General features: G+C 72.6%; 16 protein-coding genes. 4 read left to right on the forward strand and 12 right to left on the reverse strand.

The features are described from left to right. The first annotated feature begins 9 nt into the window (after positions 1–9). Positions 10–1,527, forward strand: coding sequence for a glycerol kinase GlpK (gene glpK, locus BST44_RS08080; RefSeq protein WP_083176441.1), 1,518 nt, complete (start codon positions 10–12; stop codon positions 1,525–1,527). 113 nt (positions 1,528–1,640) lie between these two features. Here the strand turns inward: glpK and BST44_RS08085 are convergent, their stop codons facing one another. Beyond that, the gene (locus BST44_RS08085; RefSeq protein WP_083176443.1) at positions 1,641–2,348 is read right to left on the reverse strand and encodes a PadR family transcriptional regulator; all 708 of its coding nucleotides are present in this window, start codon (positions 2,346–2,348) and stop codon (positions 1,641–1,643) included. A gap of 215 nt (positions 2,349–2,563) precedes the next feature. Here BST44_RS08085 and BST44_RS08090 point away from each other — a divergent pair, with 215 nt between their 5' ends. Further along, positions 2,564–2,965, forward strand: coding sequence for a hypothetical protein (locus tag BST44_RS08090; RefSeq protein WP_083176445.1), 402 nt, complete (start codon positions 2,564–2,566; stop codon positions 2,963–2,965). 8 nt (positions 2,966–2,973) lie between these two features. Here the strand turns inward: BST44_RS08090 and BST44_RS08095 are convergent, their stop codons facing one another. Further along, positions 2,974–3,870 (reverse strand): RDD family protein, encoded by an 897-nt coding sequence (locus BST44_RS08095; RefSeq protein ID WP_083176447.1) that lies wholly within the window; start codon positions 3,868–3,870, stop codon positions 2,974–2,976. Positions 3,871–3,906: 36 nt separating this feature from the next. On the opposite strand from BST44_RS08095, the gene BST44_RS08100 reads away from it, so the two are divergent. Beyond that, the gene (locus tag BST44_RS08100; protein WP_083176449.1) at positions 3,907–4,899 is read left to right on the forward strand and encodes a stage II sporulation protein M; all 993 of its coding nucleotides are present in this window, start codon (positions 3,907–3,909) and stop codon (positions 4,897–4,899) included. A gap of 95 nt (positions 4,900–4,994) precedes the next feature. Here BST44_RS08100 and BST44_RS08105 read toward each other — a convergent pair whose 3' ends face one another. Genes BST44_RS08105 through BST44_RS08125 form a run of 5 tightly spaced genes read right to left on the reverse strand, consistent with a single transcriptional unit; the run spans position 4,995 to position 10,416 of the window. Beyond that, positions 4,995–6,317 (reverse strand): DUF58 domain-containing protein, encoded by a 1,323-nt coding sequence (locus tag BST44_RS08105; RefSeq protein WP_083176451.1) that lies wholly within the window; start codon positions 6,315–6,317, stop codon positions 4,995–4,997. Next, the gene (locus tag BST44_RS08110; protein WP_007166672.1) at positions 6,317–7,294 is read right to left on the reverse strand and encodes an AAA family ATPase; all 978 of its coding nucleotides are present in this window, start codon (positions 7,292–7,294) and stop codon (positions 6,317–6,319) included. Before BST44_RS08110 ends, BST44_RS08105 begins: the two co-directional genes overlap by 1 nt. Beyond that, positions 7,291–8,430 carry a DUF4350 domain-containing protein gene (locus BST44_RS08115; protein ID WP_083176642.1) on the reverse strand — a complete coding sequence of 380 codons (1,140 nt, stop codon included), beginning with the start codon at positions 8,428–8,430 and terminating at the stop codon, positions 7,291–7,293. The genes BST44_RS08110 and BST44_RS08115 overlap by 4 nt, the downstream gene beginning before the upstream one ends. Then, positions 8,430–9,083 (reverse strand): DUF4129 domain-containing protein, encoded by a 654-nt coding sequence (locus BST44_RS08120; RefSeq protein ID WP_083176453.1) that lies wholly within the window; start codon positions 9,081–9,083, stop codon positions 8,430–8,432. Before BST44_RS08120 ends, BST44_RS08115 begins: the two co-directional genes overlap by 1 nt. A 13-nt stretch (positions 9,084–9,096) precedes the next feature. Further along, complete coding sequence (locus BST44_RS08125; protein ID WP_208619749.1) at positions 9,097–10,416, reverse strand: DUF7847 domain-containing protein; 1,320 nt, start codon at positions 10,414–10,416, stop codon at positions 9,097–9,099. On the opposite strand from BST44_RS08125, the gene BST44_RS08130 reads away from it, so the two are divergent. Next, a complete protein-coding gene (locus tag BST44_RS08130; RefSeq protein WP_083176457.1) occupies positions 10,415–10,879 on the forward strand; it encodes a GatB/YqeY domain-containing protein in 465 nt (154 codons plus the stop codon). The genes BST44_RS08125 and BST44_RS08130 overlap by 2 nt on opposite strands. Here the strand turns inward: BST44_RS08130 and nrfD are convergent. The 5 genes from nrfD to selA all read right to left on the reverse strand — a co-directional run bounded on the left by nrfD (position 10,863) and on the right by selA (position 19,490). Next, positions 10,863–11,933, reverse strand: a complete 1,071-nt coding sequence (gene nrfD, locus BST44_RS08135) for an NrfD/PsrC family molybdoenzyme membrane anchor subunit (RefSeq protein ID WP_083176644.1) — start codon at positions 11,931–11,933, stop codon at positions 10,863–10,865. The genes BST44_RS08130 and nrfD overlap by 17 nt on opposite strands. A gap of 77 nt (positions 11,934–12,010) precedes the next feature. Then, positions 12,011–13,030 (reverse strand): 4Fe-4S dicluster domain-containing protein, encoded by a 1,020-nt coding sequence (locus tag BST44_RS08140; RefSeq protein ID WP_083176459.1) that lies wholly within the window; start codon positions 13,028–13,030, stop codon positions 12,011–12,013. Then, positions 13,027–16,314, reverse strand: a complete 3,288-nt coding sequence (gene fdh, locus BST44_RS08145) for a formate dehydrogenase (protein WP_142274403.1) — start codon at positions 16,312–16,314, stop codon at positions 13,027–13,029. The genes BST44_RS08140 and fdh overlap by 4 nt, the downstream gene beginning before the upstream one ends. Before the next feature lie 192 nt (positions 16,315–16,506). Further along, positions 16,507–18,219 (reverse strand): SelB domain-containing protein, encoded by a 1,713-nt coding sequence (locus BST44_RS08155; RefSeq protein ID WP_083176465.1) that lies wholly within the window; start codon positions 18,217–18,219, stop codon positions 16,507–16,509. Further along, entirely contained in the window at positions 18,207–19,490 is a 1,284-nt protein-coding gene (gene selA / locus BST44_RS08160; RefSeq protein WP_083176467.1) for an L-seryl-tRNA(Sec) selenium transferase, read from the reverse strand. The genes BST44_RS08155 and selA overlap by 13 nt, the downstream gene beginning before the upstream one ends. Between the last annotated feature and the right edge of the window lie 7 nt (positions 19,491–19,497).

Genomic DNA, 19,497 nt, shown 5'->3' on the forward strand with positions numbered 1-19,497 from the left:
ACTCCTGACGTGTCCGAGTTTGTCGCCGCGATCGACCAGGGAACCACCAGCACCCGCTGCATGATCTTCGATCACGACGGCGCCGAAGTGGCCCGCCATCAACTCGAGCACGAACAGCTCCTGCCCCGCGCCGGCTGGGTCGAGCACGACCCCGTCGAAATCTGGGAGCGCACCTCGTCGGTGCTGATGTCGGTGTTGAACCGCGCCAATCTGAGCGCGAAAAATATTGCCGCCCTTGGCATCACGAATCAGCGGGAGACGACGTTGGTGTGGGACAGGCACACCGGGCGGCCCTATTACAACGCGATCGTCTGGCAGGACACCCGCACCGATCGGATCGCGTCGGCGGCCGAACGCGACGGCCGCGGCGAGGTGATCAGGCGCAAGGCCGGGCTGCCGCCGGCGACGTACTTCTCCGGCGGCAAGTTGCAGTGGATCCTGGACAACGTCGACGGGGTGCGGGCGGCCGCCGAGCGCGGTGACGCCCTGTTCGGCACCGCGGACACCTGGGTGTTGTGGAATCTGACCGGGGGGCCGCGTGGCGGCGTGCACGTCACCGACGTCACCAACGCCAGCCGGACCATGCTGATGGACCTGGAGACCCTGGACTGGGACGACGAGCTGTTGTCGTTCTTCTCCGTCCCGCGCGCGATGCTGCCGGTGATCGCGCCGTCGTCGTCGCCGCAGCCCTACGGCGTCTCCGCGCAGGCCGGACCGCTCGGCGGCGAGGTGCCGGTGACCGGGATGCTCGGGGACCAGCACGCCGCGATGGTCGGCCAGGTCTGTCTGTCCGAGGGCGAGGCGAAGAACACCTACGGCACCGGAAACTTCTTGCTGCTCAACACCGGTGAGACGATCGTGCGGTCCAACAACGGGCTGCTGACCACGGTCTGCTACCAGTTCGGGGACGCCAAACCCGTGTACGCGCTCGAGGGATCGATCGCGGTGACCGGCGCCGCGGTGCAGTGGCTGCGCGACCAGCTGGGCATCATCAGCGGCGCCGCGCAGAGCGAGTCGCTGGCGCGTCAGGTCGCCGACAACGGCGGCGTCTATTTCGTCCCGGCGTTTTCCGGGCTGTTCGCGCCGTATTGGCGATCCGATGCGCGGGGCGCGATCGTGGGGCTGTCGCGGTTCAACACCAACGCGCACCTGGCCCGCGCGACGCTGGAGGCGATCTGCTACCAGAGCCGCGACGTGGTGGACGCGATGGCAGCGGATTCCGGTGTGCGCCTTGGGGAATTGAAGGTCGACGGCGGCGTCACCGGCAACGACCTGTGCATGCAGATCCAGGCCGACGTGCTCGGTGTCGACGTGGTGCGTCCCGTGGTCGCGGAGACGACCGCGCTGGGCGCGGCGTACGCGGCGGGCCTGGCGGTGGGGTTCTGGGCCGATCCGGCCGACCTGCGAGCCAACTGGCGCGAGGACAGGCGCTGGACGCCGGCCTGGACCGACGAGCAGCGCGCCGCCGGGTACGCGGGTTGGCGCAAGGCCGTGCAGCGGACCCTGGATTGGGTGGACGTCACCTAGCGCCCTCGGCCGCCAGCCCGCCCCCCGCGAGCGCCCGTGTCTGTACGGCGACACGCCGGTACGGCCGTACATTTGCGCACGCTCGCGGAGAGCGGAGAGCAAGAGCGGAGGGCTCAGTCCTCGCCGAGGATGCCGTAGACCTCGCGCCGCGCGTTGTTGAGGATGTCGACGATGCGCTGCTGCTGGTCGGCGGTGGCGGTGTGCGCGGCCTGCGCGACCGCGCCGAACAGCTGACCGACGGCCGCGCGCAGGTTCATGTGACCTGGGTCGGCGCCCTCGGCGATCTCCTCCCACGGCGGGGTCTCGACCTTTTCGGCCGCCGCGCGGCCCTCGTCGGTCAGCTCGAAGAGCTTCTTGCTGCCCTCGCTTTCGCTGGCCGTGATCAGGCCCTCGTCGGTCAGCAGTTGCAGCGTTGGGTAGACCGAACCCGGGCTGGGCTTCCAGATCCCGTTGCTGCGTTCGGCGATTTGCTGGATCATCTCGTAGCCATGCATCGGCCGCTCGGCCAGCAGCGCCAGGATGGCGGCGCGGACGTCGCCGCGCTTGCCGCGACCCGGGCCGCCACGGCGCCATCCGCCGCGCCGGCCGCCGGGCCCGAAGCCGAATCCCGGCCCGAATCCGGGACCGAAGCCCGGGCCGAACCCGGGACCGAATCCCAGCGGGCCGTCGGGGCCGGGGGCGTGCTCCCGAAGGTGTTCGAAGAACTCCTGGCGGGCGCGCCGCCGGGCGCCGTGCAGGGCGCGCCGTTGGGTGTCGGGACCGAACCCGAAGCCGGGGCCACCGGCGAATGGGCCGCCCGCGGGGGTGAATGGGTTGTTCATGTTTGTTTCCTTACGTCTGCAGGGGAAGCGCACCGTGCGCTTCGAAGTATCACGATATATCGGAAACTATCGCGATGCAACGTCGGGAGGCGGGTGGTGCGGCCCTGGGCGGCCGTGAGGGCCGCTGAGGTGCGGCGTCGGGCCGCCGGCGCGCGCGCCGGGCCCGCCGCCCCGGCCCGGTTTGCGCCCGACAGGGGGCGGGTAGGACCTCTGGGATGAACGCTGATAACTCGGATGTGGCGGTGGGCAGCGGGACCTCCACCGCGCCCGGCGCCGCGCAGGGTGGCGGCGGTCCTCGAAGCGGTAGCCGCAACGGATGGCTGTGGGTCAACTGGGGACTGGCACTGGCCACGGTGCCCGCCGCCGCCATCGTCATGCTCTTCGCCCTCGGCGCGGTGATGAGCACCGACGGCTGCAGTGAGCGCGGCTGCCCCAATCTGGGCCACGGCGGGATCAATTTCGGGGTGGCGTTCTACGGCGCGCCCGCCGTCGCGGTCGCCGTGATCGTCATCTCGCTATTCACCGCGAAGCGGCGGGGCGGCATCGCCGTTCCGCTGTGCGGGTGGGCGCTGCTGGTCGCCGACGTCGTCCTCATGGCGGCCAGCGTCTCCGGTTAGCGCGGCCCTCAGGCGGGCGGCGAGAAACCGCCAGGCGCGGCACTGGGCGGGGCCTGCGCCGGCGGTGCGGCGCCCGGCCGCGGGGCGGCCTGCGGTGCGGCCGGCCAGGAGGCGTGCGGTGCGGCCGGCCAGGTCGGCCAGGGCGCGGTGCCCGGTGGCGGCATGGCGGGACGGAGGCGCGCCAATTCGCGGCGGTGCCGTTCGGCCAGCACGGCGGCGAGCACCAGTTCCGGCGGTGCGCCGGGCGGGGGCGGCGGGGCGATGCGGGACACCACGTCGCCGGCGATTCGGTATGCCATTTGATGGCGCAGCTGGCGGTCGAGTTGTGGTGCCCGCGAGAGGAATTGGCGCGCCACCTCGGCCTGCCCGGGGGTCAGGCCGGAAAGCTGCAGCGATGCCGCCCACCAGGCCAGCGCGGGCGGCATCACCGGCGGTGGGCCCAGCCGGGGCCCGCGCTCGTTGATGACGACGGTGCCGGCGAAGATGTCCCCGATCCGCTTGGCCTTCGGCGACACGATGCTGCAGATGACGGCGGGACTTCCGAACAGCATCCAGATCTCCACCACCGACGCCAGGGCGCGAAACAGGGCCTGGCGGAAGCGTTCTGGGCCGCCGTCGTCGGACACCACGCGCAGGCCCATCGCGATTTTGCCCACCGAACGCCCGCGTGTCGCCGTTTCGAGCACCACGGGATACCCGACGATCGCCACCACCGTGAAGATCAGCAACACGGCGGTGCTCAGCGCGGAGTCGAACTGGGTCAGGGTGGCGGCCCACAACATCAGCCCGAGCAGATAGCCAACCACGATGACGGCGATGTCGATCAGTGCGCTCAGCGCCCGCACCGGCAACTGGGCGATCTGCACGTCGAGCACGACGGCGTCGCCGGTCACCACCTCCGCCATAACACCGAACGGTACAGGGCGATTAGGCTGCGCAGGGTGGACGTGGACGCATTCGTGCTGGCCCATCGTGGTACCTGGGACCGTCTCGACCGGCTGGTCGCGAAGCGTCACGCGCTGACCGGGTCCGAGGTCGACGAGCTCGTCGAGCTGTACCAGCGGGTGTCGACCCACCTGTCGATGCTGCGCTCGGCCTCGTCGGATTCGCTGCTGATCGGCCGGCTCTCGAGCCTTGTCGCGCGCGCCCGTTCGGTGGTGACCGGCGCCCACGCGCCCTTGAGCAATACGTTCGTCCGGTTCTGGACGGTGTCCTTCCCGGTGGTCGCGTACCGGTCGTGGCGGTGGTGGCTGGGCACGGCGGCGGGCTTCTTCGTCGTGGTCCTGCTCATGGCGTTCTGGGTGGCCGGCAGCCCGGAAGTGCAGTCGGCAGCCGGAACACCAAGCGAAATCGAGCAATTGGTCAACCACGACGTCGTCGCCTACTACAGCGAACATCCCGCAGCGGCGTTCGCCCTGCAGATCTGGGTGAACAACTCCTGGGTGTCCGCGCAATGCATCGCCTCGTCCGTTCTGCTGGGGCTGCCGATTCCGTTCGTGCTGTTCCAAAACGCCGCCAACCTGGGGCTGATCTCCGGCCTGATGTTCCAGGCCGGCAAGGGCGGTGTGCTGCTCGGGCTGCTGGTTCCGCACGGGCTGGTGGAGCTGTCGGCGGCCTTCCTGGCGGGCGCGGCCGGGATGCGGTTGGGCTGGTCGGTGATCTCGCCCGGTGACCGTCCCCGCGGACAAGTGCTAGCCGAGCAGGGGCGTGCCGTCGTGTCGGTGGCGATCGGGCTGGTGGGCGTGCTGTTGGTCTCGGGTCTGATCGAGGCGCTGGTGACGCCCTCGCCGCTGCCGACGTTCGTCCGGGTCGGCATCGGGATCGTCGCCGAGGCCGCGTTCCTGACCTACGTCGTGTATTTCGGCCGCCGGGCGGCCAAGGCCGGGGAGACCGGCGACATCGACGACGCGCCCGACGTGCTCCCCACCGGCTGACGGGCCAGATGTACTGCCCGGCGTGCATCGTCGCCGGGCTAGATGTACTGCCCGGCTCCTTCTCACGCCGCTGCGCGGCGTGCATCGTCGCCGGGCTAGAGCCGGCCGGTGGCCTTCATCGCCAGGTAGCGGTCGGCCAGCGCGGGCGCCAGTTCGGTGGGCGGGGCGTCGACCACCTCCACGCCGACGCGGCGCAGCCGCGAGGCGATCGCGCGGCGGTCGTTGCGGGATCGCTCGGCGGCCGCCGCGTCGTAGACGGCGGCCGGATCCGCACGGCCGGAGGCCATGAGGTCGACGCGGGGGTCGGCGACGGCGGCGACCATCAGGTGGTGTTTCGCCGACAACTGCGGCAGCACCGGCAGCAAGCCCTCGTCGAGCGCGGTCGCGTTGAGGTCGGTCATCAGCACCACCAGCGACCGGCGGCGGGCGCGCCGAGCGACGGCGGAAACCATTGCGGTCCAATCGGGTTCGAGCAGCGCCGGTTGCAGGGGGGCCATCGCCTCGACGAGGTGGGCGAGCAGTTCGGTGCGCGACGCGCCGAACACGCCGGCCCGGGTGACCCGGTCGTGGGCGAGGAAGTCGACGTGGTCGCCGGCCCGCGACGCGAGCGCGGCGAGCAGCAGCGCGGCGTCCATGGACCAGTCCAGCCGGGGCCAGCCCGCCGGATCCGCGGCGGTCGGGTCGACACCGACCCGGCCCGCCGAGGTGCGCCCCGTGTCGAGCACGATCAGCACGCGCCGGTCGCGTTCGGGGCGCCAGGTGCGCACGACGACGTCGGCGCGGCGCGCGCTGGCGCGCCAGTCGATCGACCGCACGTCGTCACCGACGACATACTCGCGCAGGGAATCGAATTCGGTGCCCTGACCGCGGATGAGCGTCGGGAGCAGGCCGTCGATCTCGCGCAGCTTGGCCAGCCGCGCCGGCAGGTGTTTGCGGGACAGGAAGGGCGGCAGCACCCGGAGCAGGCCCGGCACCGCCTGCGAACCCTGCCGCCCGGCCAGCCCCAGCGGGCCGATGGATCGGGCGGTGACCAGCGCGGCGCGCTGCTCGCCGCGCCGGACCGGGCGCAGCTGCGACGCGACGTGCTGGTGCTGCCCGGCGGGGATGTTCAGGGGATGGATCCGGGGCCGGGCGCACGCGCTGGGCGGCCAGGCGTCGCGAACCTGGCCGCGGAACCGGCGCCGGCCGTCGTTGTGGATCAGCAGGCCCACGTCCACCTGCTGCGCGAGCCGGGCGGAGCGATCCGGCGACCGGATGTAGCGCAATCCGCGGGTGCTGGCCGCCAGCCTCATGTCGACGGCGACCAGGGTCGCGAGCGTGGCCAGCAGGACGGCGAAAGTCCTTGCCGGCCAAGGGGACAGCGCGATGGGCAGGACGCATATCAGCGCGGCCAGCCCGGCGCGTCCGGTCAGGATCACTAGCGGGGCACCGGGACCGAGGCCAGGATCCCGTCGAGCACACCGTCGGGGGTGGCCCCCTCCAACTCGGCCTCGGGGCGCAGCATCACCCGATGCCGCAGCGTCGAGCGGGCCATCGCCTTCACGTCGTCGGGCGTGACGTAGTTACGGCCGGACAGCCAGGCCCACGAGCGGGCCGTGGCCAGCAACGCTGTCGCCCCGCGCGGCGAAACGCCCAGCTGCAGCGCGGGCGAGGAGCGGGTGGCGCCGACGATGTCGACGATGTAGCCCAGCACCTCGTCGGCGACCAGCACGTGGCCCACGGCTTCGCGTCCGGCCGCCAGTTCGGCGGGCCCGGCCACCGGGTTGATCGCCGACAGGTCGCGCGGGTCGAAGCCGTGGGCGTGCCGGCCGAGGATGGCGATCTCCGAATCGCGCGGCGGCAGAGTCACGTTGAGCTTGAGCAGGAAGCGGTCCAGCTGCGCCTCGGGCAGCTGGTAGGTGCCCTCGTACTCGATGGGGTTCTGGGTCGCGGCGACGATGAACGGGTCGGGCAGCGGCTGGGCGACGCCCTCGACGCTGACCTGGCGTTCCTCCATCGCCTCGAGCAGCGCGGCCTGGGTCTTCGGCGGGGTCCGGTTGATCTCGTCGGCCAGCAGCAGGTTGGTGAACACCGGACCGGGCCGGAACGCGAACGCGGCGGTGCGCGCGTCGTACACGAGCGAACCGGTCACGTCGCCGGGCATCAGGTCGGGAGTGAACTGCACCCGCTTGAACTCCAGCCGCAGGGCGGCCGCCAGCGCCCGGACCAGCAGCGTCTTCGCCACTCCCGGAACGCCTTCCAGCAACACATGACCGCGGCACAGCAGCGCGATCACCAGACCGCTGACCACTCCCTCCTGCCCGACGACGGCCTTGGCGAGCTCGGCACGCAACGCCAGCAGCGCATCTCGCGCGGATTCAGCGGTGGGGGTGGAGGCGGTAGATGGTTGCGTCACGTCCGTGTGACCTGCCTTTCGATGTCGTCGAGCGCACGGGCAAGTTGTAGCAGGTCGTGGTCGGTCGCCGGGGGCGGACCGAACAGCTGGTAGGCGATGACCGCCGGGTCGGATCCGCTGCGGCCGGCCACCGCGGCCGCCACCGCGGGCGCCGGCGCCCCGGTGTTCAGGCCCAGCCGGGGCAGCATCCGCTGCAGCGCGGCGGTGCGTAGCGCCGCGGCCGCGCGATCGCGCGCCCGGCGGGAGCGGTAGAGCCGGCCGCGGCCCTCGACGGTCTCCGACGCGCGCACCACGACGGGCAGCGCCTCGGCGACCAGCGGCCCGGGCCGCCGCCCCCGCCACACGGCGACCAGCAGCACGACCAGGCACAACTGGAAGACGATCCACGTCACGTTCTGCGGGATCAGGTCGAAAATCGAGCCGGGCGGCGGAGATTCGCCCTCGACGTGGTGGGGCGCATACCAGATGAGTCGGGGTCGGGCGCCGGCCAGGTTCATCGCCAGGGCGGCGTTGCCCGCCTGCAGCAGGGCGCCGTTGGTCAGGAAGTCGGTGCTGCCGACCGCCGTGACGGTCCGCCCGCTGTCCCGGAAGCGGATCAGCGCGCCGTGATAGCAGCGGGTGATCGGCCGGCCGTCGGTGGCGCGGTAGCTGTCGCTGGGGCCGAATCGCACCGGCCCGGCGCGGGTGGCCTCGCGCAGCGTGCAAGCGGGGTCGGTGTCGAAGTTGTTTGCCGCCGAGACGCGCAGGCCGGGCATCAGCGCCTCGCGGGTGCGCGCGGTCGGTTCCACCAGCAGCAGGTCGCCGGGCGCCGCCGCCAGCCGGTCCAGCAGCGGTCCGGTGAGGTATTGGCTCTGCGCCACCAGGATCAGCGCGTCGGGCCGCGCCGCCCGTTCGACGTCGCCGATGCCGTGAGCGACCACGACGTCGACACCGCCGTCGCGCAGCAGCGCCACCAGCGCATGGGTGCCGTCGGGACCCGTCGACTCCGGATCCATGCGCGCGCCGGGGCGCGGCGCGGTCAGGTAGGCGTCCACGCCGGCGACCACGGCGAGCACGACGAGGGTGAGGATCACCCAGCGCCAGGACCGCCGGCGATGCGGCGCCGCGGGGATGGCGGCGTGACCGGTGGCCGCCATCACCGCACCTGCGCCCACGAGTCGGGCGCCGCGGGGTGCGCCGGCCCCGGCGCGACGGCCGCCGAGCGGGACCGCAGGTGGTCGTCGAGGTCGGCGATCAGCTGGTAGGCGCTCTGTGTTCCCGGTTGCTCGCCGTAGGTGACGTCGTTGAAAGCCGTTGCCCCCTGTGTCAATTCGTCGGCAAGGTGGGGCAGTGCCGCGCCGGCATTCGAGGCCAGCTCGTTGGCGGTGCGGCCCGGCGCGGGGTTCAGCACGCCGGTCTCCTCCAGCTGGCGGGCGACCGCCCGCAGCCGGTGACGGATCGCCGCGGCCCAATCTCCCTGCGCCGCAAAGCTCTCGGCGGTCGCCCGATGCTGGGCCGCGGTGAGCTGGGCGGCTTCGAACAATCGGTAGTCGCCGCCGCGGTTGGTGCGCATGGTGCGCCGCGCGACGTGGACGGCGACCGCCAGCGCGACCCCGAGCATGATGAAAAGCACCGTCGCCGTGAGCCACCCGCCCGGCAGCGAGGCGGTCTTCTGGAGCAGCCGGAAGATCGTCTCGTTGAGCCATTCGGCGATCTGCTCGGTGGCCGAACCCTTGGAGTAGATCGGTTTGTTCAGCTCGTCCCGGGCGGCCTGGTGCGCGGCATCGCGGTCGATGTCGATGGAGGGCACTGTCTCACTCGCCTCAGACCGGCCGGGTCAGCCAGAGATTGTCGGTGGACTCGGCCGCGTACGGCCCGCCGGCGGCTCCGGTCTGCAGCACCAGATCGAATGCCTCGGCACGCATCCGGCGATCGGTGTAGAGCAGCGCGATGACCCCGGCGTTGAACGGCGCGGTGATGATCTCGCCGATCGCCGCGCCCACCGACGTCACCGCCGTGCTCGCCAGGAACGCCGCGGTGGAGGAGGTGATCAGGAAGAACTGGCCGACGATGTTGAACGGCACCGCGACCGCACCCGCGACGACGGCGGTCACCAGCAGCGTCAGCACGCGGATGCCCAGCACCCGCCAGAAGCCGTTGCGCACCAGCACGAACGATCGGGTGATGGCGTCCAGGACGGGCAACCGCTCCAGCACGATCAGCACGGGCGCGAACAACACCACCGTGTACAGGTACACCAGCAACGCGAGCACGCCCAGCGCGAGCGGCAACCCCAGGACGACCACCGCCGCGGCGCTGCCGATCGCCGCCAGGACCGCGACGATCACCGCCACCAGACCCGCGAAGACGGCGAGCACGGCGCCCTCCAGCACGGCGAGACCGAACAACGGCACCAGGCGCCCGCGGATCCTGGCCCACGTCTCCCCGATGGTGATCGGCGTGCCGAACACCGCCCGCCCGACGATGACGGTGAGCATCCCGGACAGCAGCATGCCGCCCAGCCAGGCGACCAGGACGCCGGCGCCCATCGAGGTCAGCCAGGCGCCGACGACCCCACCGCTCAGCTCCTTGGCCTGGTCGGTCGTCAGCCTGCCGTAGGCCGCCAACGGCCCGAAGACGGCGACCTTCGTGACGATCTGGATGGCCACCACCACGATGGCGGTCAGCCCCAGCGTCGCCTTTGGGTTGGCCCGCACGTAGCCGACCGCGCCGTTGAAGATGTCGCCCAGGGTCAACGGCCGCAGCGGGATGATGCCGGGCTTGACGGCTCCCGGGACCAGTGGGGGCGGGCCGTATTGCCAAGCCGGCGGCGGGCCGTAACCCGGCGGCGGGCCGTAACCCGGTGGCGGGGCGTATCCGGGAGGCGGCCCGTACCCCGGCGGGGGACCGTAACCCGGTGGCGGGGCGTATCCGGGAGGCGGCCCGTAGCCCGGCGGCGGCCCGTAGCCGGGCGGGGGGCCGTAGCCCGGTGGCGGGCCAACCGGATGGCCGGGCGGCGGCGCGCTCACCGTGTCCCGCGGCGCATGCGGGCCGGCCCGTCGTTCGTCATGGGCTCCATCCTGTCGGTGGTCCGGGCATTTCTCAATCATGGCCGGGCCGTCGGCGCGTAGCGTCTCTGGCATGGCCGAACTGAAATCCCGGCTGCGGGCCGACCTTACCGACGCGATGAAGAGCAGGGACAAGCTGCGCACGGCGACGCTGCGACTGCTGCTCGCCGCGATCCAATCCGAGGAGGTCTCCGGCAAGCAGGCCAGGGAGCTCTCCGACGACGAAGTGATCAAGGTGCTTGCCCGCGAGTCGCGCAAGCGCGCGGAGTCGGCGGAGATCTACACGCAGAACGGTCGCGGGGAACTCGCCGCCAACGAGCACGCCGAGGCGCGGATCATCGACGAATATCTGCCGACGCCACTCACCGAGGCGGAGCTCGCCGACGTCGCGGACACCGCGATCGCGCAGGTGGCCGAGGAGATCGGCGAGCGGCCGAGCATGAAGCAGATGGGGCTGGTGATGAAGGCGGCCACCGCGATCGCGGCAGGCAAGGCCGACGGGGCCCGGTTGTCGGCGGCGGTCAAGGAGCGCCTGTAGCCGACCGCGCGAGCACCCGCGCGACGGCCGAACGAGCCACCCGGACCCCGGCGACGAGGCGCGGGAACTGCGGACCGCCCCTGTCGTCGCCGCGCGCCGGGTGGCCGGCGTCGAGCCGTTCCCGTTGCGGCACCACGACGTATTTCGGGTCGCGGGTGGATTCCACCCCGGCGTGGAACACGCCGAACCGCTGAAAAGCGCTGCCGACCAGCAGCGCCAGGCCGCACACCGCCGCCGCGGGCCGGCTACGGCCCGCCGCCAGCGTGCCCAGCGCCCCGCCGACCGTCAGGTACTCCGCCCATTTGCGCTCCCGGTGGGCCTTTCCGGTCGTGTAGGCCTCCGCGACCAGGCCGAGCCGTCGCTCGATTAGCCGTGACGCAGCCACCTCGAGCCCGGCCCCCAGCACCGCCATCCGCCGCGCGGGACCGGCCTCGCCGGCCGGGGCGAGCAGCATGCCGAGCCCGCCGCCGCTGGCCGCGGCCGAACCGGTGAACACGAACGGCAGGTACGGGTGCGCCTCGCGCCAGGCCGGCACGGCGGTCTGCGACAGCAGGACCGCCGTATAGGAGGCGACGCCTGGCGCGAACGCCGCGGCCGACAAGCCGGCCGGCCGGGCCAGCCGGGCGAGGAGTCTTCCGAGCCGGGTGCGCCGCAGCGGCCCCGGCATCAGCTCCGCGGCCGCGGCCAGGGCGGCGCCCGGCCCGTACGCCGCCAGGATCCACGTGCCGACGCTCATCGGCGAGCTCGGCTTCGCCACCCGCAGCATGTGGTGGAACCGCTCCGGGCGGCCCAGGTCGGTGACGAGGAAGTACATGCTCGCCAGGAGGCTGGCCAGCGCGCCGAGCCTGCCCGACCGGCGCAGGCCCGGCCGGCCGCTGAGGTCGGCACCGGCGGCCAGCAGCGCCGAACCCGCCGACAGGCCGCCCGCGAACAGGTACGCCGCGATCTTCCATTCCCACACCGGCGTCTTGAGCACCGCGCGCCCGTAGTAGGACCGGAACTCCGCCCGCGGCACCGCGAGCTGCTCACGGTTGCCGCCCCCGCGGCCGAACATCTGCGCGTGGATGTCCCTGGCCCCGGCGTCGCTGCGCTGTTCCCGCAGCAGCGGATCCTTGTCTCCCGCGCCGTCGCTCATCGCCCGGCCCGGCCCAAAAAGCTCGAGACCGCGGCGGCGACAAGGGCCGACGCGGCCATCCCGGCGTATTTCCACATCGCGCCCGCGTCCCTGGTCGGTACCACCGGGTCGGGGGGCAAGCCGTAGACCTCGGGCTCGTCGAGGAGCAGGAAGAAGGCGCCGTCACCGCCCACCCCGTCGTCGGGGTCGTGACCGTACAGGCGCGCCTCGGGCACCCCCCGCTCGTGCAGTTCCTCGACGCGGCGGGCCGCGCGCTCGCGCAGCTCGTCCAGCGGACCGAACTGGATGGAGTCCGTCGGGCAGGCCTTGGCGCACGCCGGCTCCAGCCCGTCGTGCAGCCGGTCGTAGCACAGCGTGCACTTCCAGGCCCGGCCGTCGCCCTCCCGCCGGTCGATCACGCCGTACGGGCAGCCGGACACGCAGTAGCCGCACCCGTTGCAGATGTCCTGCTGCACAACGACCGTGCCGAACTCGGTGCGGAACAACGCGCCCGTCGGGCAGACGTCCAGGCAACCGGCATGCGTGCAGTGTTTGCACACGTCGGAGGCCATTAGCCAGCGAAACGACGTGCGGGCTTCCGGACCGGTCGCGTCACCCGGGCGTTCGAACTTGGGGACGCCGAGGTCCACCCCGGTCGTGCCCAGCTCGCCGCCGCCGCGCGCGGTGGCGGCGATCGCCGACGCGGCCACCTCCGCCGACTGCTCGCTGCCCGACGGCCCGGTCGGTCGCCCCGCCAGCCCGGGATCCTGCTCGCCCAGGGGGCGGGCCTGCTCGATGAACGCGACGTGCCGCCACGTGCTGGCGCCCAGCATGCCGGTGTTGTCGAAAGACATGCCCAGCAGGTTGAAGCCGTCGTCGGGCACCATGTTCCATTCCTTGCACGCCACCTCGCAGGCCTTGCAACCGATGCAGATCGAGGTGTCGGTGAAGAACCCCACCCGCGGCGGGTGGTCGCCGGGATGGCCGGCGTTGCCGGCCGGGTCATCCAGGGGCCCGTAGAAGCTGTTGTCGCTCATGGTTTTTCCTCTGGCTCGACGTGGCTGATCCCGTCGGACCGGGTGGTGTCGATGTGCGTGCCCGTCTCCGCCGTGACGCCGGCGCGCCGGCGGTAGTCGGCGACGTATTCGAGCAGGGCCGGGCCGCGTGGCCGGCGGCCCGGCCGCACGTCGCAGGTCGCGACCTTGCTCTCCTGGATGAACACATTGGGGTCGAGCACGACCCCGAGCAGGTCGTTGACCACGTCACCGTCGACCAGTCCGGCGCCGCCGAAGTGGTACGGCATCCAAACCTGTTGCACCACCCGGTCTTCGATGCGCAGCGGCTTCATCCGGTCGGTGACGAACACCCGCGCGTCCACCGCGGTGCGGCTGGTGATCACGTGCGCCCAGTCCATGTGCGCCAGCCCGCGCATGCGCGCCAGCTCCGGTGACACCTCCACGAACAACGCGGGCTGCAGCTCGGCGAGGTAGGGCAGCTGCCGGCTCATCCCGCCGGCGGTGTGGTGCTCGGTCAGCCGGGCGGCGGTGAACACGAACGGAAACACCTCGGCGTGCGCCTCCGGCGGCGACGGGTTGGACGGATTGTCCTTGCGCCCGTACACGATTCGCGTCGGGTTGCCCTGCTGCGCGTAGAGCGCGTTGCGCACCGGCGACTCGTGCGGCTCGTAGTGCGTCGGCATCGGGCCGTCCGCCAGGCCGTTCGGCGCGAACAGCCAGGCCTTGCCGTCGGCCTGCATGACGAACGGGTCGTCGCCGCGCAGCGCTTCGACGCCCACCGCCCCCTCGGGCGGGCGGTAGTCCGGCGGCTTGGTCTTCTCGAAGTCGGGGATGTCGTGGCCGGTCCACTCGCCGCGCTCCGGGTCCCACCAGATGAGCTTCTTGCGTTCGCTCCACGGCCGGCCCTGCGGGTCGGCCGACGCCCGGTTGTAGAGCACCCGCCGGTTCATCGGCCAGGTCCAGCCCCACTCGGATTCGTAGGGCCCCTGCTCCTCTTTCGGCTTGCGCCGCGCCGCCTGGTTCACCTCGTCGGCGTACACGCCGCTGTAGATCCAGCAGCCGCACGCGGTGCTGCCGTCGGCCTTGAGCTCCGTGTACCCGTTGACCGCCCGGCCGGAGGTGAGGTCGATGCCGCTCATGCGGCGCAGCACGTCCTCGCCCGACGGCTCGTCGCCCTCGGGGTCCTCGGTCGCGTAGTCCCACGCCAGGTCGAGCAGCGGCCGGTCCCGCTCGTCGGTGGACCCGGCCAGTTTCTCGCGCAGCTTGCGGCCGAGGTGGTAGAAGAACCACAACTCCGACCGGGCGTCGCCGGGCGGATCGACCGCCTTCTCGCGCCACTGCAACATTCGCTGGGTCTGGGTGAAGGTGCCGGCCTTCTCGACGTGAGCCGCCGCGGGAAAGAAGAACACCTCCGTCCGGCAGGTCTCCGGTGCGATCTCGCCGGTCTCGATCTCCGGGGAGTCCTTCCAGAAGGTGGCGCTCTCGATCATGACGAGGTCGCGCACCACCAACCAGTCGAGGTTGGCCATGCCGAGGCGCTGCAGGCGCCCGTGCGCGGACCCGACGGCCGGGTTCTGGCCGAGCAGGAAATAACCGAACACCTTGCCGTCGATCATGTCCATGACCGTGCGGTAGGTGCCGTGGTCGCCGCTGATGCGCGGCAGGTAGTCGAAGCAGAAGTCGTTGTCGGCGGTGGCGTGCTCGCCCCAGTACTCCTTGAGCAGCGACACCATGTAGGAATCGGCGTTGTGCCAGAAGCCTTTCTGGTTCTGGCTGCGCACCCTGTCGAGATAGTCGGCGAGGGTTTCCTGGCCGGCGTGCGGCATCGCGAGGTAGCCGGGCAGCAGGTTGAACAGCGTCGGCACGTCGGTGGAGCCCTGGATGCTCGCGTGCCCCCGCAGCGCGAACACGCCACCGCCGGGCCGGCCGATGTTGCCCAGCAGCAGCTGGATGATCGACCCGGCGCGGATGAACTGCGCACCCATCGAGTGCTGCGTCCAGCCCACGCTGTACACCAGCGCGGCCGTGCGCTCGCGCCCGGAGTTCTCCGCCCACGCCCGCGCGACCTGGAGGAACGTTTCGGCCGGCACGCCGCATACCCGCTCCACCATCTCCGGGGTGTACCGGGCGTAGTGCCGCTTGAGGATCTGGTACACGCATCGGGGGTGCTGCAGCGTCAGGTCGCCCGGGATTTCGCCGGCGCCGCCCTCGACCGCCGCCCCACCGGAACCCAGCTGGTCCGGCGCGGCGCTCTGCTTGGCGGCCGCCCCGCCGCGGCCACCGTGATGGGTGGACTCGTAGTGCCAGCTCGCCGGGTCGTAGGACGCCGTCTCGTGGTCGTAGCCGCTGAACAGCCCGTCGAGATCCTCGGTGTCCCGGTAGTTTTCGTCGACCAGGAAGGAGGCGTTGGTGTAGGCGGTGACGTACTCCCGGAAATCGAGCCCGCCCGACAGGATGTAGTTGATCACTCCGCCCAGGAACGCGATGTCACTGCCGGCGCGCAGCGGCACGTGCCGGTCGGCGACCGCGCTGGTGCGGGTGAATCGCGGGTCGATGTGGATCACCTCGGCGCCGTTCGCCTTGGCCTCCATCACCCATTGGAATCCCACCGGATGGGCCTCGGCCATGTTCGAACCCATGATGACGATGAAGTCCGAGTTGGCGAGGTCTTGCTGATAGTCCGTCGCCCCGCCGCGACCGAAGGAGGCTCCCAGACCGGGAACCGTGGCGCTGTGTCAAATACGCGCCTGGTTCTCGATCTGCAGGGCGCCCAGCGCGGTGAAGAGCTTCTTGATCAGATAGTTCTCTTCGTTGTCCAGCGTTGCGCCGCCGAGACTCGCGACGCCCAGGGTGCGGCGCAGGGTGTTGCGGTCGGCGTCGAAGTCCTCCCAGCCCTTGCGGCGGGCGTCCAGCACCCGGTCGGCGACCATGTCCATGGCCGTGTCGAGCTCGAGCTCCTGCCACTCGGTGGCGTAGGGGGCGCGGTAGCGCACCGTGGTTTCCCGCTGCGGCCCGGTGACCAGCTGCTTGCTTGCGGATCCCTTGGGGCACAACCGCCCCCGGGAGATCGGGCTGTCCGGGTCGCCCTCGATCTGGACGACTTTGCCGTCCGTGACGTAGACCTTCTGCGCGCAGCCGACGGCGCAGAACGGGCACACGGAGTGCGCGACGCTGTCCGCGGCAGCGGTCCGGGGCTGCAGCCCGGCGGAACGTTTGGACTCGGCGGCCTTGCCGCGGGCCAACGCGTCGGCCCCGGTGAGCTGCCGGTAGACCGGCCACGACTCGAACAACTTCTTGAGGTCCATCGGTGTCCGTCCTCTCGCGTCTGCTCCGATCCAACCACAACACGTCGGCGGCGGGCGGACTACGCATCCTCGGCGCACCCGCCATCGCCGCGGCGGGGCGCGCCGATTGCGCTGTCCGTCATGACGATTGGCGCCGATGGAAGTTCACCACCGGCTGGTGCGACGGGCGGGTCGACTCCGTCGGGCGGAGCTCTACCCGCTCGCGGGCCCGCCAAACAACGTCCGGGTGCCGTCGGTGGCGCGCCGCGTGACGCGGCGCGCGTCGAGCCGCTCGAGCAGCGGCACCGCGACCCGCCGGGTGGTGCCGAGCGCGCGGCGCGCGTCGCTGACGGTGAACGGCTGGGGCAGCGCCGCGAGGATCGTTGCCGCGCGGTCGAACGCGTCGGGTCCGAGCACCACCCCGTCGGCGATCCGGGTCAGGCGCCCGGCGCGCACGGCGGCGGCCAGCTCGCGGGCACCGAGCCCGAGCTCGGCCAGTTCGTCGGCCTCCGGCGCCCGGAACGGCTCGTCGGCCAGCCACTCCTCGACGGTGCGCACCGCCTTGTCGACGCGGGCCGGCAGGCCCGCGCCCGGGGGGCGGACCAGCCCGTCGACCACCTGGAGGCCGGTGCCCTCGAGCAGCGTCGGCAGCAGTTCCGCGGACGGCAGCCCGGCCCGCTGTCGCAGCGTCTCGAGCGGCATCCCCGCCGCGACGTCGTGGTCGTCGCCCCATTGCCGCACCGCGGCGGTGGCGCGCTCGCGCCGCTCCTGCCACCAGCGGGGGTCCACCACCCAGTCGCCCACCCGAAGCCCGGACGGCGGGAGGCCCATCGCCCGCAGTTCGTCCCCGCGCGCGCAGTCCGGCGGCCGGGCCCGGCCGGTCGCCAGTTCGGCGGCCCGCTCCCGCGCGGCGCCGCGGCGGCGCAGTGCCGGCGGCCGGACGTCGAGCACTTCGATGCCCGCCGCGATCCGGTGTTCCCCGGGATCGCGCAGCAGCCCGACGTCGGACACCCGCAGGGGCAGGGCCCGCGCCAGCCGCAGCCGGGCCGCCGCCTCACCCAGCTGCCGCACCCGCACCGGCACGGCCGCCGACCCGATGTGCAGGACGAGCTGGCGGTGCAGCCCGCCCGCCGACCGCAGGGCGACGTCGACCTCCGCGGTCTGAAGCCACCCACCCGGGGTCCGAACCGTGTCACCGCGCCCGATCTGCCGGCGGTCCACGCCGCGCAGGTTCAGCGCGACGCGCGCGACCGGGCCGACCGCCGACTCGTCACGGCCCAGCGATTGCAGCCCGCGGACCGTGACGCGCCGGCCGGCGTGTTCCAGCTCGTCGCCCACCCGGATGGTGCCGGCCGCGAGCGTCCCGGTCACCACCGTGCCCGCGCCGCGGACGGTGAAGCTGCGGTCGACCCACAGCCGCACGTCGGCACCCGCGTCGGGCGCCGGCAGGCGCCCGGTCAGCGCCAGCAGCTCCGCGCGCACCCGCTCCAGGTCGGTGCCGATCACGACGGGGGAGCCGGCGAGCGAGGTGGCGGCGAACCGTTCCCGCGCCTGCTCGATCGCCGGGCCGGGGTCGGCGAGGTCGGCCTTGCTGATCACCAGCAGCCCGTGGCGGACGCCGAGGGCGTCCAGCGCGGCGAGGTGCTCGTCCGATTGCGGCATCCAGCCCTCGGTCGCGGCGACCACGAACAACACCGCCGGCACCGCGCCAACCCCGGCCAGCATGTTGGCCACGAACCGTTCGTGGCCCGGCACGTCGACGAACGCCAGCCGGTGGCCACCCAGCTCGGTCCACGCGAAGCCGAGGTCGATGGTCAGCCCCCGGCGCCGTTCCTCGGCCAGCCGGTCCGGCCACATGCCGGTGAGCCGGTGCAGCAGGGTGGACTTGCCGTGGTCGACGTGCCCGGCGGTGGCTAGGACGAACATGCCCGCACCGCGGCCGCCAGCAGCGCGTCGTCCTCCGGCGCCACCGTGCGCAGGTCGAGCAGGCACCGGCCCGCCTCGAGGCGGCCCAGCACCGGCGGGCGGGCGGCGCGCAGCGCGGCGGCGTAGCGCTCGGGCAGGCTCACGGCGGCGCTGGGCAGCCGGACGTCGGGTGCGCCGCCGCCGCCGACGGCCGCGACGCAGTCCACCGCCTCGGCGCCCGGCAGCGCGGCGGCGAGCGACTCGGCGCGGGCACGGAGTTCGGCGACGTCGGCGACCAGCGCCCGGGCCACGGGCGGGGGCGGGCCCGTCAGCGTCGCTTCCAGCGCGGCGAGGGTGAGCTTGTCCACCCGCAGGGCGCGCGCGGCCGGGTGGCGGCGCAACCGCGCGACGAGCTCGGCGTCGCCCAGCAGCAGGCCGGCCTGCGGCCCGCCCAGCAGTTTGTCGCCGCTCGCGGTGACCAGGTTTGCTCCGTCCCGCAGGCAGGAGGTGGCGTCGGGCTCGTCGGGCAGCACCGGATGCGGGCACAGCAGCCCCGAGCCGATGTCGACGACGAGCGGCGCGCCCAGTTTCGCCAACTCGGCCACGCCGACCGCCGAGGTGAACCCGGTGACGTGGAAGTTGGACGGGTGGACCTTGAGGACGAAACCGGTCTGCGGCCCGATCGCCTCGGCGTAGTCACGCAGGCTGGTGCGGTTGGTGGTGCCGACCTCGCGCAGCCGGGACCCGGTGGAGGCCAGCAGCTCGGGGATGCGGAAGCCGTCGCCGATCTCGACCAGCTCGCCGCGGCTGAGCACGATCTCGCTGCCGGCCGGGGCCAGCGTGAGGGCCGTCAGCAGCAGCGCGGCGGCGTTGTTGTTGACCACGTGCACGGCGCCGGCGGTGGGCACCGCACGGGACAGGGCGGCCAGCGCGGCCCGCCCGCGGCGGCCGCGGCGGCCCGTCGCCAGGTCCAGCTCGACGTCGGTGGTCCCGGCCGCGGCGACCACCGCGTCCACGGCGGCCCGCGACAGCGGTGCCCGGCCCAGGTTGGTGTGCACCACCACGCCGGTGGCGTTGATGACCGGCCGCAGGCTGGACGCGGTGGCCGGCAGGGCGGCGACGGCGTGCTCGGCGACGCTGTCGGGGTCGATCTCCCCGGCGCGCGCCCGCTGCTGCGCCTCGGCGACCACGGACTTCACCAGCGCGCGGCCCAGCACCCGCGCGGCCTCGACCAGGCGCGGATCCGCCAGCAGCGTGTCGGTGCGCGGCACCCGGCGGCGCGGGTCGCTCATGCCGGGC

It is taken from the genome of Mycobacterium scrofulaceum, assembly GCF_002086735.1.
Taxonomy (GTDB): domain Bacteria; phylum Actinomycetota; class Actinomycetes; order Mycobacteriales; family Mycobacteriaceae; genus Mycobacterium; species Mycobacterium scrofulaceum.

Bases quoted from the DNA above. Each gene is read 5' to 3' on its own strand.
- BST44_RS08125 (WP_208619749.1), bottom strand. From the start codon at position 10,416: ATGCCAGAGACGCTACGCGCCGACGGCCCGGCCATGATTGAGAAATGC.
- BST44_RS08115 (WP_083176642.1), bottom strand. From the start codon at position 8,430: ATGGCGGCCACCGGTCACGCCGCCATCCCCGCGGCGCCGCATCGCCGG.
- selA (WP_083176467.1), bottom strand. From the start codon at position 19,490: ATGAGCGACCCGCGCCGCCGGGTGCCGCGCACCGACACGCTGCTGGCG.
- BST44_RS08095 (WP_083176447.1), bottom strand. From the start codon at position 3,870: ATGGCGGAGGTGGTGACCGGCGACGCCGTCGTGCTCGACGTGCAGATC.
- BST44_RS08085 (WP_083176443.1), bottom strand. From the start codon at position 2,348: ATGAACAACCCATTCACCCCCGCGGGCGGCCCATTCGCCGGTGGCCCC.
- BST44_RS08090 (WP_083176445.1), top strand. From the start codon at position 2,564: ATGAACGCTGATAACTCGGATGTGGCGGTGGGCAGCGGGACCTCCACC.
- nrfD (WP_083176644.1), bottom strand. From the start codon at position 11,933: ATGTTCGGCCGCGGGGGCGGCAACCGTGAGCAGCTCGCGGTGCCGCGG.
- BST44_RS08130 (WP_083176457.1), top strand. From the start codon at position 10,415: ATGGCCGAACTGAAATCCCGGCTGCGGGCCGACCTTACCGACGCGATG.
- BST44_RS08140 (WP_083176459.1), bottom strand. From the start codon at position 13,030: ATGAGCGACAACAGCTTCTACGGGCCCCTGGATGACCCGGCCGGCAAC.
- BST44_RS08155 (WP_083176465.1), bottom strand. From the start codon at position 18,219: ATGTTCGTCCTAGCCACCGCCGGGCACGTCGACCACGGCAAGTCCACC.